11 protein-coding genes are annotated in these 14,970 nt (G+C 71.7%); 9 read left to right on the top strand and 2 right to left on the bottom strand.

Features of this window, described 5'->3' with window-relative positions; translation table 11 throughout:
• Window positions 1–133 precede the first annotated feature (133 nt).
• From H149_RS0104485 to H149_RS0104455, 7 genes are read left to right on the top strand one after another with little or no spacing between them, the layout of a single operon-like run.
• On the top strand, window positions 134–487 hold the full coding sequence (locus H149_RS0104485; protein ID WP_020648543.1) for a response regulator: 354 nt from the start codon (window positions 134–136) through the stop codon (window positions 485–487).
• A 17-nt stretch (window positions 488–504) separates the two neighbouring features.
• Window positions 505–1,053: a chemotaxis protein CheW gene (locus tag H149_RS0104480; protein WP_020648542.1), complete on the top strand. Its 549-nt coding sequence runs from the start codon at window positions 505–507 to the stop codon at window positions 1,051–1,053.
• Window positions 1,050–7,205: a hybrid sensor histidine kinase/response regulator gene (locus H149_RS21970; RefSeq protein WP_020648541.1), complete on the top strand. Its 6,156-nt coding sequence runs from the start codon at window positions 1,050–1,052 to the stop codon at window positions 7,203–7,205. The genes H149_RS0104480 and H149_RS21970 overlap by 4 nt, the downstream gene beginning before the upstream one ends.
• The gene (locus H149_RS21965; RefSeq protein WP_020648540.1) at window positions 7,202–7,696 is read left to right on the top strand and encodes a chemotaxis protein CheW; all 495 of its coding nucleotides are present in this window, start codon (window positions 7,202–7,204) and stop codon (window positions 7,694–7,696) included. The genes H149_RS21970 and H149_RS21965 overlap by 4 nt, the downstream gene beginning before the upstream one ends.
• Window positions 7,696–8,619 (top strand): cation diffusion facilitator family transporter, encoded by a 924-nt coding sequence (locus H149_RS0104465; protein WP_020648539.1) that lies wholly within the window; start codon window positions 7,696–7,698, stop codon window positions 8,617–8,619. Before H149_RS21965 ends, H149_RS0104465 begins: the two co-directional genes overlap by 1 nt.
• A gap of 53 nt (window positions 8,620–8,672) precedes the next feature.
• On the top strand, window positions 8,673–9,584 hold the full coding sequence (locus tag H149_RS21960; protein ID WP_020648538.1) for a helix-turn-helix transcriptional regulator: 912 nt from the start codon (window positions 8,673–8,675) through the stop codon (window positions 9,582–9,584).
• 32 nt (window positions 9,585–9,616) lie between these two features.
• Window positions 9,617–10,588: an MBL fold metallo-hydrolase gene (locus H149_RS0104455; RefSeq protein WP_020648537.1), complete on the top strand. Its 972-nt coding sequence runs from the start codon at window positions 9,617–9,619 to the stop codon at window positions 10,586–10,588.
• Between the two features lie 4 nt (window positions 10,589–10,592).
• Here H149_RS0104455 and H149_RS0104450 read toward each other — a convergent pair whose 3' ends face one another.
• Complete coding sequence (locus H149_RS0104450; protein ID WP_020648536.1) at window positions 10,593–11,612, bottom strand: AI-2E family transporter; 1,020 nt, start codon at window positions 11,610–11,612, stop codon at window positions 10,593–10,595.
• Between the two features lie 79 nt (window positions 11,613–11,691).
• On the bottom strand, window positions 11,692–13,530 hold the full coding sequence (locus tag H149_RS0104445; protein ID WP_020648535.1) for a CocE/NonD family hydrolase: 1,839 nt from the start codon (window positions 13,528–13,530) through the stop codon (window positions 11,692–11,694).
• A 75-nt stretch (window positions 13,531–13,605) separates the two neighbouring features.
• On the opposite strand from H149_RS0104445, the gene H149_RS0104440 reads away from it, so the two are divergent.
• A complete protein-coding gene (locus H149_RS0104440) occupies window positions 13,606–14,703 on the top strand; it encodes an aminopeptidase (protein ID WP_020648534.1) in 1,098 nt (365 codons plus the stop codon).
• Window positions 14,704–14,832: 129 nt separating this feature from the next.
• Complete coding sequence (locus H149_RS24175) at window positions 14,833–14,958, top strand: hypothetical protein (RefSeq protein ID WP_020648533.1); 126 nt, start codon at window positions 14,833–14,835, stop codon at window positions 14,956–14,958.
• Window positions 14,959–14,970 lie beyond the last annotated feature (12 nt).

Genomic DNA, 14,970 nt, shown 5'->3' with positions numbered 1-14,970 from the left:
GGCCCGGATCCGACGCTCGCCGGGGCCGATAGGCAGCTGCGCAGCGACTGTGCTAAAAACCGCCGCAACATCGCAGCGCAAGCGCTTGAGGGGGAAGGGAGTGTCCACAGAGGCAAATGCCACGGCCCGGGTCATGGTCATCGACGACAGTCAGACCATCCGCCGCACGGCCGAGACCCTGCTCGCGCGCGAGGGCTACCAGGTGGTGACGGCGCAGGACGGGTTCGAAGCATTGTCGAAGATCGCCGACCACCAGCCGGACATCATCTTCATCGACATCATGATGCCGCGCCTCGACGGCTACCAGGCCTGCGCGCTGATCAAGAACAATCCGCAGTTCAGCAGCACGCCGGTCATCATGCTCAGCTCCAAGGACGGCCTCTTCGACCGCGCCCGCGGCCGCATCGTCGGCTCCGACGAGTACCTGACCAAGCCGTTCACGCGCGACGAACTGCTGGGCGCGGTGCGCGCCCATGTGCGCCGCTGACGGACCCGGCCTTGGCCATGAGCACCGACCTGCGGGCCTTGCGTGATGACCCGTTCGCGATCCTCGAGCAGCTCGAGGAACGGCTGCAGGCGGCACGCCTCGACGCCGGCGGCGGCCAGGCGCAGAGCTGGACCGGTCTCGGCTTTCGCATCGCCTCGCGCTGGTTCGTGGCGCCGCGCGAGGACGTGCGCGAAGTGATCGCGCCGCCGCGCGTGACGCGCGTGCCGAACGCGCGGCCGTGGCTGTCCGGCCTCGCCAACGTGCGCGGCGAACTGCTGGCGATCGTCGATCTGCCGCGCTTCTTCGGCCTGCCGGCCGGCGAGGCGCAGCGCGGCCAGCGCGTGCTGGTGCTCAACTCCAAGCGTCTGCCGGCCGGGCTGCTGGTCGACGAGATCGCCGGTTACCGGCAGTTCACCGCCGCCGAACAGCGCAACGAAATGAAAGCCGACGCCGCGCCGTTCACGCCGTACCTGCTCGGCGCGTTCGTCCGCGAAGGCCATCCGTGGTATGCGATGAGCCTGCACCGCCTCGCGCAGAGCGAAAGCTTCCGGGCGGCCGCCGCATGAACGCCCGCCTCAAGCCCGCGGCGTTCAGCGGCCTGCACTGGGTGCGCGGCGAGCTCGACCAGAGCGTGGCGCGTGCGCGCTCGCTGATCGAGCAGCACGTCGAGAATCCGGCCGATCCGCTGCCGCTGCAGCAGGCCTACGTCGAGCTGCACCAGGTGCGCGGCACGGCGGCGATGATCCGCTGCATCGGCGCCGCGCAGCTCGCCGGCGAAATGACCGCGGGCCTGCACGATCTGCTGCGTGGCGGCGTGCGCGACCCCGAAGTGCTCTACAGCGCGCTGCTCGGCGGCACCGTGCAGCTCGCCGACTACCTGCAGGCGCTGTCCGAGGACATGGCCGACTGCGCGCTGGTGCTGCAGCCGGCGATCAACGAGCTGCGCCTGGCGCGCGGCCAGCCGGTGCTGACCGAGGTCGAAGTCTTCACCGGCCAGCTGCAGGCGCTCGATCTGAAGCTGCCGCTGCCGGAAGGCGAGCGCGCGCCCGGCGCACTGCAGCAGCAGGCGCAGCGCTATCTCGCGGCCTTCCAGGCGTCGCTGCTGGCCTGGATCCGCAATGCCCCGGACGCGCAGACCGCCGGCGCGCGCATCGGCAAGATCGCCGAGCAGCTCGCCCAGCACGCCGCGCGCAGCGAGACCCATCAGCTGTGGCGCAGCGCGGCGGCGGCGATCGAGGCGCTGCTCGGCCGCAGCCTCGACAACTCGCTGGATCTCAAGCGCCTGTTCGGCCGCGTCGGCCAGCAGATGAAGCTGATCGCCGAGGCCGGCGAAGAGGCCGCCGCGGCCGGCGCCTACGAGCTGTCGCTGCAGCTGCTGTTCTTCGTCGGCCGCTCGCGCGGCCGCGGCGCGCGCGTGCAGGCACTGCGCCAGCATTTCCAGCTCGACGCCTATCTGCCGGATCCGGCCGAGCTCGACGCGCGCCGCCGCCGCATCCACGGCCCGAGCACGTCGCTGCTGGCCAAGGTCTCGGACGAGATCCGCGCCGACTTCGCGCGCGTCAAGGATCACATCGACCTCGTCGTGCGTGCCGGCGGCGGCAGCGCCGACGGCTTCGCCGAGACCCGGCAGAGCCTGCGCCGCATCGCCGACGTGCTCGGCGCGCTGGGCCTGCGCGTGCTGCAGCAGACGGTCGTCAATCAGGCGCAATCGCTCGAGGCGCTCGGCGCCGAGGCTGGCCTCGCGCAGTGGCTGACGCTCGCCGAATCGATCCTGCGCGTCGAGAACTCGCTCGAAGACGCGCTGTTCCGCCAGCTGCGCCCGGTCGAGGGCCGCGACGAGCTGACCCTCGACACGCCGACGCCGCGCGACTACGCCGAAGGCATGCAGGCGCTGTACCGCGAGTCGCTGGTCAACCTCGCGCGCGTCAAGCAGGCGGTCGACGGCTTTCTGAAGTCCGGCGCGACCAACGAGCTGCCCGACGCCGTGCTGCTGATCGACGAGGTCGGCGCCGGACTCGAGATCCTGCGCCGCACGCGCGTCGCCGAGGCGGTGCGCCGCCTGCGCCGCTTCGTCGCCAGCCCCGAGTTCGTGCGCCTGCGCGACGGCCAGGGCCTGCCCGAGCGCTTCGCCGACACGATCGCCGCGCTCGAGTACTACATCGAGGCGGAGCGCGATGACTCGCCGCTCACCGAGGTGCTGCCGGCGCAGATCGAATCCTTCGTCGCCGCGATCGAGGCGGCGGTCGCGCGGCCGACGCTCGCGCCGGCCGACGAGCCGCCGGCGCCCGACGCGGTGCCGGTCGAACCCGAAGCGGCGGCGCCGGAAGCGCTCGCCGCGGCGCCGCCGCCAGCCGCGGCGCCGACGCCGGAGCCGGACAGCTTCGACGACGAGATCCGCGAGGTGTTCCTCGAGGAGGCCGGCGAGGTGCTCGCCGCGCTGCGCGACAATCTGCCGCTGTGGATGCGCGACCCGCGCGACCGCGAGCGCCTGACCACGATCCGCCGCTGCTTCCACACGCTGAAGGGCAGCGGCCGGACGGTCGGCGCGAGCGCGCTCGGCGAGTTCGCGTGGGCGATCGAAAGCCTGCTGAACCGCTGCCTCGACGGCTCGGTGCCGACCTCGACCGGCGCGGTCAAGCTGGTCGGCGACGCGGTTGCGCTGCTGCCGGCCCTGATCGAGGACTTCCGCGCCGGCCGCGATCCGGACGGCGCCGCCGAAGCGCTCGCGGCGCGGGCCCGCGAGTACGCCGAGGGCCGCGATCCGGACGCCGCCGGCGAACCGGACATGGCGGCGATCTTCCGCGAGGACGCGCTCGACAAGCTCGGCGAGGTGCGCGCCTGGCTCGCGCAGTTCGACGATCACACGCGCAGCCGCTATCCGGTCGACGAACTCGTGGTGCGCGCGTTCCATACGCTGCGCGGTGCCGCGCGGGTGATCGACGCGCCGGCGATCAGCGAGCTGGCCGGCGCGCTCGAGCACTGGCTCGAACGCGCGGTGGGCGACGCGCAGGCGCTCGACGACGCCGGCCTCAGCCTGCTCGAAGCGGCGACCGACACCCTGCTCAAGTGGAGCGAACAGGTCGGCAGCAAGGCCGTGCAGCAGCAGGACGCCCGCCTGTGGATCGAGCAGATCGAGTCGCTGCAGGGCAGCGTCGATCGCCTGCACGAGGATGACGAGGCGCGCCAGCTCGCCGAGATCTTCTCCGGCGAGGCTTTCGATCTCGTGCAGAAGGCCGAAGGCCTCATCAATGCCTGGGCGCAGGCGCCGGACGACCGCGCCGCGCGCCAGGAACTGAAAGTTGTCTTCCACACGCTGACCGGCGCCGCGCTGATGGCGCAGTGCCCGGCGGTCGGCAACGTCGCGCGCGCGCTGCAGAAGCGCATCGACGAGGCGCTGACTGCCGATCTGCTGCCGTCGGCCGGTGCGTTCGCCGCACTGCGCGATTTCTGCGAGGGCATCTACCAGCAGCTCGATGCCTATCGCGACGGCCGCCTGCATGGCGACGGCGCCGAATTCGTCGCCCGTATCGAGGCGCTGGCCTGGGACACGGCGGCACCCGCCGCGGTGCCGGCCGCCGAGCCGGCGCCGGCGGCGATTGCGACCGAGGCGCCGGCCGCGTCGCTGGTGCCCGAGGTGGTCGAGTCGCTGCGCTACGCCGCCGTGCCGGAAGCGCCCGCCGCGGCCGAAGCCGCGCCGAGCGACGCCGGCACGGCCGCGGCCGCCGACGACGCGGAACCGATCGAGATCCCGCCGGTCGCCGAAGACGAGCCCGAGCCCGCCGCGCTGCTGCCGGCGCCGGCGCCGGTGCCGCCGGCGCTGTACGCGGTCGCCGATCTCGGCCTCGATCCCGAACTGCTGCACATCTTCATCGCCGAGGCCGAGGAGCTGCTCGAAGGCTACGACGCCGCCGGCGCGGCGCTGGAACGCAATCCGCGCGATCCCGATGCGCTCGACGAGCTGCGCCGCCTGCTGCATACGCTCAAGGGCAGCGCGCGCGTCGCCGGCGTCGGTGCGGTCGGCGAAGTCGCGCATCGGCTGGAAACGCTGGTCGATCGCGCCGGCGCCGATCTCGGCGGCGTCACCGCGCGCCTGCAGCTGGCCGGTGATGGCTTGCGCTACGCGGTCGACGATCTCAAGCGCGGTCGCCTGCCGGATCTGCAGCCGCTGCTCGTCGAGCTCGAGGACGTCACCACTGCCACGGCGCCGGCGCCTGCCGCCGCGGCCGCGGACGCAGTGCCGCCGGCCGAGATCGCGGACGCCGAGGTTCCGTCAGCAACGGTGGCGGCCGGCGAGGCGCCGGCGGCCGAGATGCTGGCAGCGTCGCTGCCGGAGCCGCTGCCGGAGCCGCTCGCGGCGACGCCGGCCGGTGCGTTCGCGCCGGCCGCCGAAGAAGCGCCGCGCTACGACGAAACGGCGCCGGCGGTCGACGCCGATCTGGTCGAGATCTTCGGCGGCGAGGCCGTCGAGCTGCTCGAACAGCTCGAGCGCGCCTACGCGCGCTGGCGCGTCGCGCCGGCGCAGAGCGGGCCGGCGCAGGACATGCAGCGCGCGCTGCATACGCTCAAGGGCGGCGCGCGCATGGCCGGCCTGTTCGCGATGGGCGACGCCGCGCACGAACTGGAGACGCGTCTGGTCGCGCTCGAAGCCTCGGGCGCGGTGCAGGCCGAGGCGCTGGCACCGGTCGGCGAGGCGGTCGCCGCGCTGCGCCGGATGAGCGATCAGCTGGAGCGCCGCGACTTCCACGGCCTGCTGCATGCCGACAAGGCAGCGGTGCCGGCGCCGGTGTCCGCCGCCACGCCGAGCGGCCTCTGGGATCCGGAGCTGTTCTGGCGCCCGGACGAGGGCAGTGAGCGCGAGATTGCGCTCAAGCGCGAGACCGCGCGCGTACCGGTCGATGCGCTCGACCGCATGCTCAACGACGCCGGCGAAATCTCGATCTACCGCTCGCGCCTCGAGGAACACAACAGCGGCATCCAGGCGCAGCTCGCGGAAATGGCGCAGACCATCGCGCGTGTCCGCGAGCAGCTGCGCCAGCTCGATGCCGAGACCGACGCGCAGATCACCGCGCGCGGCCTGACCCAGTCCGAGCACCCGGACCGCTACGCCGGCGAATTCGATCCGCTCGAAATGGACCGCTACACGCGCATGCAGGAGCTGTCGCGCGCGCTGGCCGAATCGGTCGGCGACCTCGCCGCCGTGCACGGCTCGATGGACACCTACGCGACCGGCGCGGTGACGCTGCTGCAGCAGCAGGGCCGCGTCAACACCGAGGTCCAGCAGGGCCTGATGCGCACGCTGATGGTGCCGTTCTCGCGCCAGGCCGCGCGTCTGCAGCGCGTCGTCCAGCAGACCGCGCTGGAGAACGGCAAGCGCGCCGACATCGTCTTCTCCGGCGCCGATGCCGAGCTCGACCGCAATGTGCTGGAGCGCATGACGGCGCCGCTCGAGCACCTGCTGCGCAACGCCGTCGTGCACGGCGTCGAGGCGCCGGACGTGCGCGCCGCGCGCGGCAAGGCGCCGGCCGGACAGATCCAGATCAACCTCTGGCGCGAAGGCACGCAGCTCTACGTCGAAGTGCGCGACGACGGTGCCGGACTCGACTACGACGCGATCCGCGCCATCGCGATCAAGCGCGGCCTGATGCCGGCCGACGCGCAGGTTTCCGACGAACAGGCGGCGCAGTTCATCTTCATGCCCGGCTTCTCGACGGCGCGTTCCTTGACCCAGGACGCCGGCCGCGGCGTCGGCATGGACGTGGTCGCGGCCGAGGTCAAGCAGCTCGGCGGCACGCTGGAGCTGTCGTCCGAGATCGGCCGCGGTGCGCGCTTCCTGGTGCGTCTGCCGCTGAATCTGGCGCTGTCGCAGGCGTTGCTGGTCGAGGTCGGCGGCGAAGCCTATGCGATCCCGCTGTCGAGCATCGAGGGCATCGTGCGCATCGCCCGCGACGAATTGCCGGCGTACTACGCCGACAACGGTCCGCTGTTCGCGTACGGTGGTGCCGACTACCGCGTGCGTCATCTCGGCGGTTTCCTCGGCAGCCCGCGCGAAGCGGCGGGCGCCGACGGCAAGACCGCGCACGCGATCCTCGTGCGCCTGCCGGAAGGCATCGGTGCCGGCGATCGCCGCTACGCGGTGGTCGTCGACGCCCTGCTCGGCAACCGCGAGATCGTGTCCAAGGCGGTGGGCGCGCAGATCAGCAGCGTGCCCGGCGTCAGCGGCGCGACGATCCTCGCCGACGGCCGCGCGGTGCTGATCCTCGACGTCGCCGAACTCGCGCAGCATGCCGCGCGCCGGGCGCTGCGCATGGCCGCCGCCGGTCCGGCGCCGAGCGCCGAGGCGGCGGCGACGCGCGGTCTGGTGATGGTCGTCGACGACTCGCTGACGATCCGCCGCGTCACCGAGCGCCTGCTGACGCGTCAGGGCTACGCGGTGGTCACCGCCAAGGACGGCCTCGACGCGATGGCGCAGCTGCAGAGCGAGACGCCGGCGGCGATCCTGCTCGACATCGAGATGCCGCGCGCCGACGGCTTCGAAGTCGCCGCCTACGTGCGCAACACGCCGCGCATCGCGGCGACGCCGATCATCATGATCACCTCGCGTTCCGGCGAGAAACACCGCGAGCGCGCCCGCGCGCTCGGCGTCAACCGCTACCTGATCAAGCCCTACCAGGAAGATCAGCTCATGCACGAACTGCGCGGGGTCCTGAGCCAGGCATGACGGTCGATACCCCTACGCCGGCGACCCGCCAGCAGCTCTATGCGGTGCTGATCGCGCTGGCCGGCGACACGCTGCTGCTGCCGAATCTCGCGGTCGCCGAAGTCGTCGCCCGCGATGCCGTGCAGCCGAATCCGCGGCTGCCGCCGTGGCTGCCGGGCCTGCTCGAATGGAACGGCCGGCGTCTGCCGGTGCTGCGCTTCGAACCGCTCAACCGCGGCGAAGCGGCGTCCGATCCGCGCCGCGAGCGCCTCGTCGTCCTGAACTCCAACGGCCGCCACCTGCCGTCCGGTCAGTTTGCGCTCGTCACCCAGGCCTATCCGCATCTGGTCACGCTGAACCGCGCGGCGCTGCAGCCGCTGCCGCTGCGCGAGCGCGACCGCCCCGAACTGCTGCTGGCGCGCGCCCGCGTCGCCAATCAGGAAGCGCTGATTCCCGATCTCGACATGCTCGAAGCGGAGATCGCGCGGGCGCTGACCACGGCGGGAGTCTGATGCTCGGCGGACTCGGCGCGCCGGCCCGCTACGCGCTGCTGTCGGTCGCCGCGGCGGGGCTGACGATGCTGCTCAAGTTCGTCGCCTGGCACTACAGCGGTTCGGTCGGCCTGCTGTCCGATGCGCTCGAATCGCTGGTCAACCTCGGCGCCGGACTCGCCGCGTTCGCGTCGCTGCGCTGGGCGGCGATGCCGCCGGACGACGAGCACGCCTACGGCCACGGCAAGGCCGAGTACTTCTCGAGCGGCTTCGAGGGCGCGCTGATCTTCATCGCCGCGCTCGGCATCTGCTACGCGGCGCTGCCACGCCTGCTGCATCCGCAGCCGCTGCAGCAGCCGGGCATCGGCTTGGCGATCAGCGTGCTGGCCTCGCTCGTCAATCTGGTCGTCGCGCGCCTGCTGCTGCAGGTCGGCCGCCGGCACCGCTCGCCGGCGCTGATCGCCGACGGCCGCCACCTGATGAGCGACGTCTGGACCACGGCCGGCATCGTCGTCGCCGTGGCCCTGGTCGCGCTGACCGGCTGGCTGGTGCTCGACGCGCTGGTGGCGATCGCGGTGGCCGGCTATCTGCTGTGGACCGGGTATCACCTGCTCGGCGTCGCCGGCCGCGGCCTGATGGATCACGCCTGGCCGGCTGACGAGCGCGCCGCGCTCGACGCCGTGCTCGACGGGTACCGCCAGCAGGGCATCGATTTCCACGCGATCCGCACGCGCACCGCCGGCAGCCGCCGCTTCCTGACGCTGCATGTGCTGGTGCCCGGCGCCTGGAGCGTGCAGCGCGGCCACGACCTGGCCGAGGCGATCGAACACGAGATCGCCGAGCGGCTCGGGCCGCTGTCGGTGCTGACCCATCTGGAACCGATCGAGGATCCGGCCGCGCACGACGGCGAGCTGCTCGAACGGAGCGCGGAGCGGCGCGGATGAGGGCGGGCGGTCTAGAATCGGACCGGAACAGCCAGCGAGCAGAACCGCGACCCATGGATGGTCCCGCCCACCGCGATCTCGACCGCCTGATCGAAGCCGTCTACAGCGCGGCCTTCGAACGGGACTGGCAGCACTTCCAGGCCGAGGCCCTGCAGCGCTTCTGCGAATGGGCCGGCGCCGACGGCGGAGCCTGGACGATCCGTGCGCGCGACGGCGCCGACGGCGAGTTCGCGCGCTGGCCGGAACGGCTGGCGCTGGACGCCGCGACGCTGGCCGGATTGCGCTTTCCGCAGGGCCAGCGCGAACTGCAGATCGGCGTCGATGCCGGCGGCCGGCCGCGGCAGGCCCTGGCGCTGAAGATCGGCCATCGCGGCTCGTCGCTGCACAGCGTGCTGGTGCTGCTGCCGGGGCCGCAGACGCCGCCGCACGAATGGCTGCGCCGCGCCGCCGGCCACCTGGTGCAGGCCGCGTCGCTCGGCCTGCAGCAGTTCGTGCGCCGCGACGAGTGGCTGATGGCGATGGGGCGCAGCTCGCGCGGCTCGGCGGCGCTGGTCGACGCCGGCGGCGCGATCTACGCGATCAGCGACCGTTTCCGCGAACTGGTCGCGCTCGAGTTCGGCGACGTGCATTTCACGGCGCTGCCGTTCGCGCTGCCGCCGGAACGGCTCGACGAGCCGGGCCCGTTCCAGATCGGCAGCCTGCATTTCCGCGTCAAGCCGGAGGGCAGGCTGTACCTGCTCAACGCGCGCCGGCCGCATCCGCTCGACGTGCTGTCGCCGCGCGAGCAGGAGATCGCCCGCGCGCTGGCGCTCGGCAAGACCTTCAAGAGCGTCGCGCGCGAATACGAGATCGCGATCAGCACGGTTGCCAACCACGCCTCGCGCATCTATCGCAAGCTCGGCATCTACCGCCGCGAGGAACTGGTCGAGCTGCTGCGTCGCGCCGCCGACAGCAAGGCCGCCTGAGCGGCGCCGTGCCGTCTGCTAGGCTTGCCGGCATGGACAGCCTGATCTCCCCCGCACCGTGCGTCGCGCTCGACGCCGGCATTCTTTGCATCGACACCCAGCAGGTCCGCCCGCAGATGGCCTGCTGCTACCTGATCGAACGCGGCGACGATCTCGCCTTCGTCGAGGCGGGGACTTCACCCGGCGTGCCGGCACTGCTGGCGCTGCTCGAGGCGCGCGGGCTGGCCCGCGAGCGCGTGCGCTACGTGATTCCGACCCACGTGCACCTCGACCACGCCGGCGGCGCCGGGCTGCTGATGCGGGCACTGCCGAACGCGAAGCTGGTTGTGCATCCGCGCGGCGCGCGGCATCTGATCGATCCGGGCAAGCTGATCGCCGGCGCCTCGGCGGTCTACGGCGCGGACGCCGTGCAGCGCATGTACGGCGAGATCGCGCCGGTGCCGGAAGCGCGCGTGATCGTCGCCGACGACGGCCTGCGCCTGCCGCTCGGCGACGGCGCGCTGGAATTCATCGACTCGCCGGGCCACGCCCGCCATCACTTCTGCGTCTGGGACGCCGCCAGCCGCGGCTTCTTCACCGGCGACAGCTTCGGCTTGTCGTACCGCGAGTTCGACACCGCGGCCGGGCCGTTCGTGATGCCGACGACGACGCCGGTGCAGTTCGAACCCGAAGCCTGGCGGCAGACGCTCGCGCGCCTGCTGGCGTACGCGCCGCAGTGGATGTACCTGACGCACTACGGCCGCGTCGGCGAGGTGCCGCGGCTGGCACGCGAGCTCGGCGACGGCATCGCCCGCTACGAGCGGATCGCGACCGAACTGGCCGGTGTGCAGGACCGCCATGCGCAGCTGCGGCGCGCGCTGAGCGCCGATGCGCTCGCCGCGCTGCGCGCGCACGGCTGCACGCTCGCCGACGAGGCGATCGGCGCGATTCTCGACGGCGACCTCGAACTCAACGCGCAGGGCCTCGGCGTCTGGCTCGACCAGCAGGCGAAGCCGCGCGCCTGAGCGCTCAGACCAGCTGCCGGCTGCGCAGCTCTTCCTTGAAGTACGCGTAGAAGATCGGCGCGGCGATCAGGCCGGGGATGCCGAACGCCGCTTCCATCACCAGCATCGCCACCAGCAGCTCCCAGGCGCGCGCCTTGATGTTGGAGCCGATGATGCGCGCGTTGAGGAAGTATTCGAGCTTGTGGATGACGACCAGGTAGGCCAGCGAAGCGGCCGCGACCGGCAGGCCCTGGGCGAGGCTGACGACGATGATCACCGTGTTGGAAATCAGATTGCCGAGGATCGGCAGCAGGCCGGCGATGAAGGTGATCGCCAGCAGCGTCTTGGTCAGCGGCAGGTCGACGCCGAAGGCCGGCAGCGCGACGCCGAGGTAGAGCCAGGTGAAAAAGGTGTTGATCGCCGAGATCCAGAACTGCGCGAAGACCACGCGGCGGAACACCGCGGCGAGGCGCTCGGCGTGCTCGGCGATGCGCTCGCTCAGCGGCCGGCGTTCGCCGTGCTGCGCGGCCTTCTGCAGCGACAGCAGCGCGCCGACGATCATGCCCATCAGGATGTGCACCAGCGAGCGGCCGAGGTCGCGGCCGGCGAGCTGCAGCGAGCCGGCGTGCGAACGCAGCCATTCGACGAGCTTCTGGCGCAGCGTCTCGGCGTCCGGCGGCACGTAGGCGAGCAGGTCCGCCGGCAGGCGCGTGCGGGCGTCGTCGATGATCTGCGCCATCTTGCGCATCAACAGCGGCAGGCTCTCGTCGCTGTTGCGCAGGAAGGCGACGATGCCGACCCCGGCCGAGGCGAGCACGGCGATGACGATCGTCGCGATCAGCGTCACCGCCAGCAGCCGCGGGCCGTCGCGGCCGAGCGCGCGCAGCGCCAGGCGCGGCGTCAGCACATCGACCAGTTCGAATACCAGCAGGCCGGCGAGCAGCGACGGCAGCAGATGCAGTTCGAGGATCAGCCCGAGCGCGACGGCGCTCAGGATCCAGGCGGCCAGATCGGCGCGGCTGACGGCGGTCGTGGGGGCGTTCATGGGCGGGGGCGGCACGGGGCCGTCATCATAAGGCGGCGCGACGGCCGCCTCCATGCCGTCGCGCTGCCGGTCAGCGCCGTCAGACGCCGTCGCGCACGATCGTCGCCGGATCGAGCAGCGGCAGCTCGACGCTGCCGCTGAGTTTGAGCGCCGGCACCAGCAGGTCACGCGACCAGGTGATCGGGAACTGCGCGTGGAAGGCGTAGATCAGCAGCGCCAGCTCGTCGCCTTCGCCGAGGCGTTCGGCGACGCCGTTCATTTCCAGCTCGTGTGTGCCGAAGCCGCGCACCGGGGTGATCTGGTCGTCGACGATGTCCCAGCGTTCCTGACCGGGCGGGCGATGGCCGATCGCCAGGAACAGGATCGGGTCGCAGCCGAGCTGCACCAGCGTCGTCGCGCAGTTCTCCTGTTCGAGGCCGGACAGGCCTTCGAGATCGAGCTGCAGCAGCGGCACGCCGGCCAGCACCGCGCCGCCGGCCGGCACCGTGTACAGCGTCTGGTTGGCGAGCAGCACGCTGTCGCGCAGGCCGTTGCCGAGCAGCGAGCCGGCGACGCCGAGCAGGCTGTTGAGCTGCGGCGTGCCGGCGTCGATCGCGAAGCGCGTGCCGCCGCGTGGCACTTCGCGCGTTGCGACCGCATCGTCTTCGGCGAGGCTCAGGCAGACGTTCCTGCCGGTGCTCAGCACCGCGTCGACCGAAGCGCGCTGCTGCAGCTTGTCCTCGAACCAGGCGAACTGCACGTCGTCGAGGTCCAGCGAGCCGCAGCGGCGCGTGCCGCCGGCGTCCTGGAAGCCGGGCAGCGTCAGCGCCGCGTAGAACGGATCGAGCGGATTCTCGAGTCCGGCGGTGCCGAGCGACACCGGCAGAATGTGGCCGGTCTGGTGCGTCAGCAGGCGCACGTCGCCGCCGCGCGCTTTCAGGCATTCGTAGTTGTGCAGGCCGTCGTTGAAGTTGAACAGGGTGTCGCGAAAGCCCTGAGTGAGCAGCACGTCGGCGGCCGGCAGCCGCTCGGGCGCGACTTCGAGCGGGTCGGGCGTCGCCAGAACGAAGTTCTGCGCGCCGGCCGGCTGGCCTTCGCAGAAGTAGGCGAGGCTGTGGTACTTCATGAAGTTGAAGCCGGCCGCGCTGAAATTGTTGGTGACGCCGGCGGTGGCGAGGATCTCGATGATCGCCGTGTCCTCGCGCGTGCCGCCTTCGGCGACCTGCTGCACGAGCGCCTGCACGGTGCCGAGCGGATTGGCCGGATCGAGAATCTGCGTCACCGAGGCTTCGCCGCCGGCGACCAGCGCCAGACCCCAGCCGGACTTGACGACGTCGTTCGGGTCGAGCGAGTAGGTAAGGTCGTGCGGCGTGATGTCCGGCGCCAGCACGCGCAGGCGGTGTTCGGGATCGGCGGCGTAGAGCAGCAGCTGGTACATGCCGCCGTACGAGCCGCCGTACGAGCCGACCAGCATCTTGCCGTTGCCGCGACGGGCGAGGCCGGGCAGGTTCTCGGCCCAGTCGAGCACGGCGATCAGGTCCTGGCCCTCGTAGTCCGGCGACATCACGCGCACCGTGCCGGTCGACTGGCCGAAGCCGCGCTGGTCGATCGAGATCACGTAATAGCCGGCGTCGATCAGGCGCCGGATGAAGCTGCCGTCCGGCGCCTCGGTCTCGCGCGAGCCGCCGTAGCCATGGCCCTGCAGCACCAGCGGATAGCGCTTGCCCTTCTCCAGATGGGTCGGCTCGAAGACCTGCACGATGATGGTGTCGCCGGTCTTGGCAACCGGGATCTCCTGGCGGTAGATCGTGCCGTCGCGGCTTTCGGTAACCGCGACGCGCGGTGCGCCGCTGCCGCTCGACGAACTGCTGCCGCAGGCGGCGAGCGCAAGAACGGTGACGAGCGCGAGCAGGACTCGCGCGCACGAATGGCGCTTCATGATGATTCTCCCCATGGCACTATCGTGTGCCTCTGATGTCCTTGTGCTGTCACCATAACGCAATACGGAACACCGATGCGCCGCCTGCCGCTGGTAATCCTGACCCTGTCCGGCAGCCTGTGGCTCGGCGCCTGCAGCACGATCGGCTACTACGCGCAGGCGGTGTCCGGGCAGATCGCGCTGCTGCGCGCCCGCCAGCCGATCGCCGCGCTGCTCGACGATCCGGCCGTCGAGCCGCGCCTCAAGGCGCGCCTGCAGACGGTGCGTGACGCGCGCGGCTGGGCGGTCGGCGCGCTCGGCCTGCCGGACAACGGCAGCTATCGCAGCTATGTCGCGCTGCATCGCCCGTACGTGGTCTGGAACGTGTTCGCGACGCGCGAGTTTTCCGTCGATGCGATCGAGCACTGCTTCCCGGTCGCCGGCTGCGTCGGCTACCGCGGCTACTACGCCGAAGCCGATGCGCGCGCCGAGGCGGCGCGCCTGCGCGAGCGCGGCGACGACGTCTACGTCGGCGGCGTGCCGGCGTACTCGACACTCGGCTGGTTCGACGATCCGCTGCTCAGCTCGATGCTGCGCTGGGACGACGCGACGCTGATCGCGACGCTGTTCCACGAGCTCGCGCACCAGAAGCTGTACGTCAAGCACGACACCCGCTTCAACGAGTCGTTCGCCGAATTCGTCGGCGAGCAGGGGCTGCGCGAGTATCTGGCGCGGAACCCGCAGCTCGGCGGTGCCGAGCCGGCGGCGCGCCGGCAGCGGCGCGCGCAGTTCACGGCGCTGGTGCTGGCGGCGCGCGAGCGGCTCGCGGCCTTGTATCGCGAACCGCTCGATGCAGCGGCGATGCGCGTGCGCAAGCAGGCGGTGCTCGACGAGCTGCGCGCGCAGTACCGCGCGCTGCGCGACGGCGCCTGGCAGGGGCACGGCGACTACGACGGTTTCTTCGCGGCCGCGCCGCTCAACAACGCGCGGCTGCTGCCGTTCGGCCTCTACGACGCCGACCTGCCGGCGTTCGCCGCGCTGTTCGCCGAAAGCGGCGGCGACTGGTCGCGCTTCTATGTCGCCGCGGAGCGCCTGGCGCGGCTCGACAAGGGTGCACGCCGCGCTGAACTGGCGCGTCTGGCAGCGCGCGCGACGCCGTCGCCGCGCGACGAGGCCGCCGGCGTCGCGCCCTGATCCCAAGAACTGGGGCTTACCGGCCCGGGCGTGGCTCGCCTAAGGTGCGGCGGGCAAAGCGTGCGCGTCATCGAACTGCATGCTTCTTGCAGGATGATGCGTTCTGCGGGCGGTCAAAGGATTTCGCCGATGGGTCTGAAGTATTTCGATGCCGAGCTCGGGCGCGAGCGTTTCAAGCGGCGCTACGTCTGGTGCTTCTGGGGATTCGCGGCCGGTCTGTTCAGCGGCATGCTGCTGCTGTCGGCGCTGCGCTGACCGGCGCCTGAC

Origin of the sequence: Solimonas variicoloris DSM 15731 (genome assembly GCF_000382285.1) — a bacterium.
Lineage (GTDB): Bacteria > Pseudomonadota > Gammaproteobacteria > Nevskiales > Nevskiaceae > Solimonas > Solimonas variicoloris.
Note: the sequence above shows the minus strand (reverse complement) of the source record. Positions and strands in the feature narration are given on the sequence as shown.

Bases quoted from the DNA above. Each gene is read 5' to 3' on its own strand.
- H149_RS24175 (WP_020648533.1), top strand. From the start codon at position 14,833: ATGGGTCTGAAGTATTTCGATGCCGAGCTCGGGCGCGAGCGTTTCAAG.
- H149_RS0104440 (WP_020648534.1), top strand. From the start codon at position 13,606: ATGCGCCGCCTGCCGCTGGTAATCCTGACCCTGTCCGGCAGCCTGTGG.
- H149_RS21970 (WP_020648541.1), top strand. From the start codon at position 1,050: ATGAACGCCCGCCTCAAGCCCGCGGCGTTCAGCGGCCTGCACTGGGTG.
- H149_RS21965 (WP_020648540.1), top strand. From the start codon at position 7,202: ATGACGGTCGATACCCCTACGCCGGCGACCCGCCAGCAGCTCTATGCG.
- H149_RS0104485 (WP_020648543.1), top strand. From the start codon at position 134: ATGGTCATCGACGACAGTCAGACCATCCGCCGCACGGCCGAGACCCTG.
- H149_RS0104465 (WP_020648539.1), top strand. From the start codon at position 7,696: ATGCTCGGCGGACTCGGCGCGCCGGCCCGCTACGCGCTGCTGTCGGTC.
- H149_RS0104480 (WP_020648542.1), top strand. From the start codon at position 505: ATGAGCACCGACCTGCGGGCCTTGCGTGATGACCCGTTCGCGATCCTC.
- H149_RS21960 (WP_020648538.1), top strand. From the start codon at position 8,673: ATGGATGGTCCCGCCCACCGCGATCTCGACCGCCTGATCGAAGCCGTC.
- H149_RS0104445 (WP_020648535.1), bottom strand. From the start codon at position 13,530: ATGAAGCGCCATTCGTGCGCGCGAGTCCTGCTCGCGCTCGTCACCGTT.
- H149_RS0104455 (WP_020648537.1), top strand. From the start codon at position 9,617: ATGGACAGCCTGATCTCCCCCGCACCGTGCGTCGCGCTCGACGCCGGC.
- H149_RS0104450 (WP_020648536.1), bottom strand. From the start codon at position 11,612: ATGAACGCCCCCACGACCGCCGTCAGCCGCGCCGATCTGGCCGCCTGG.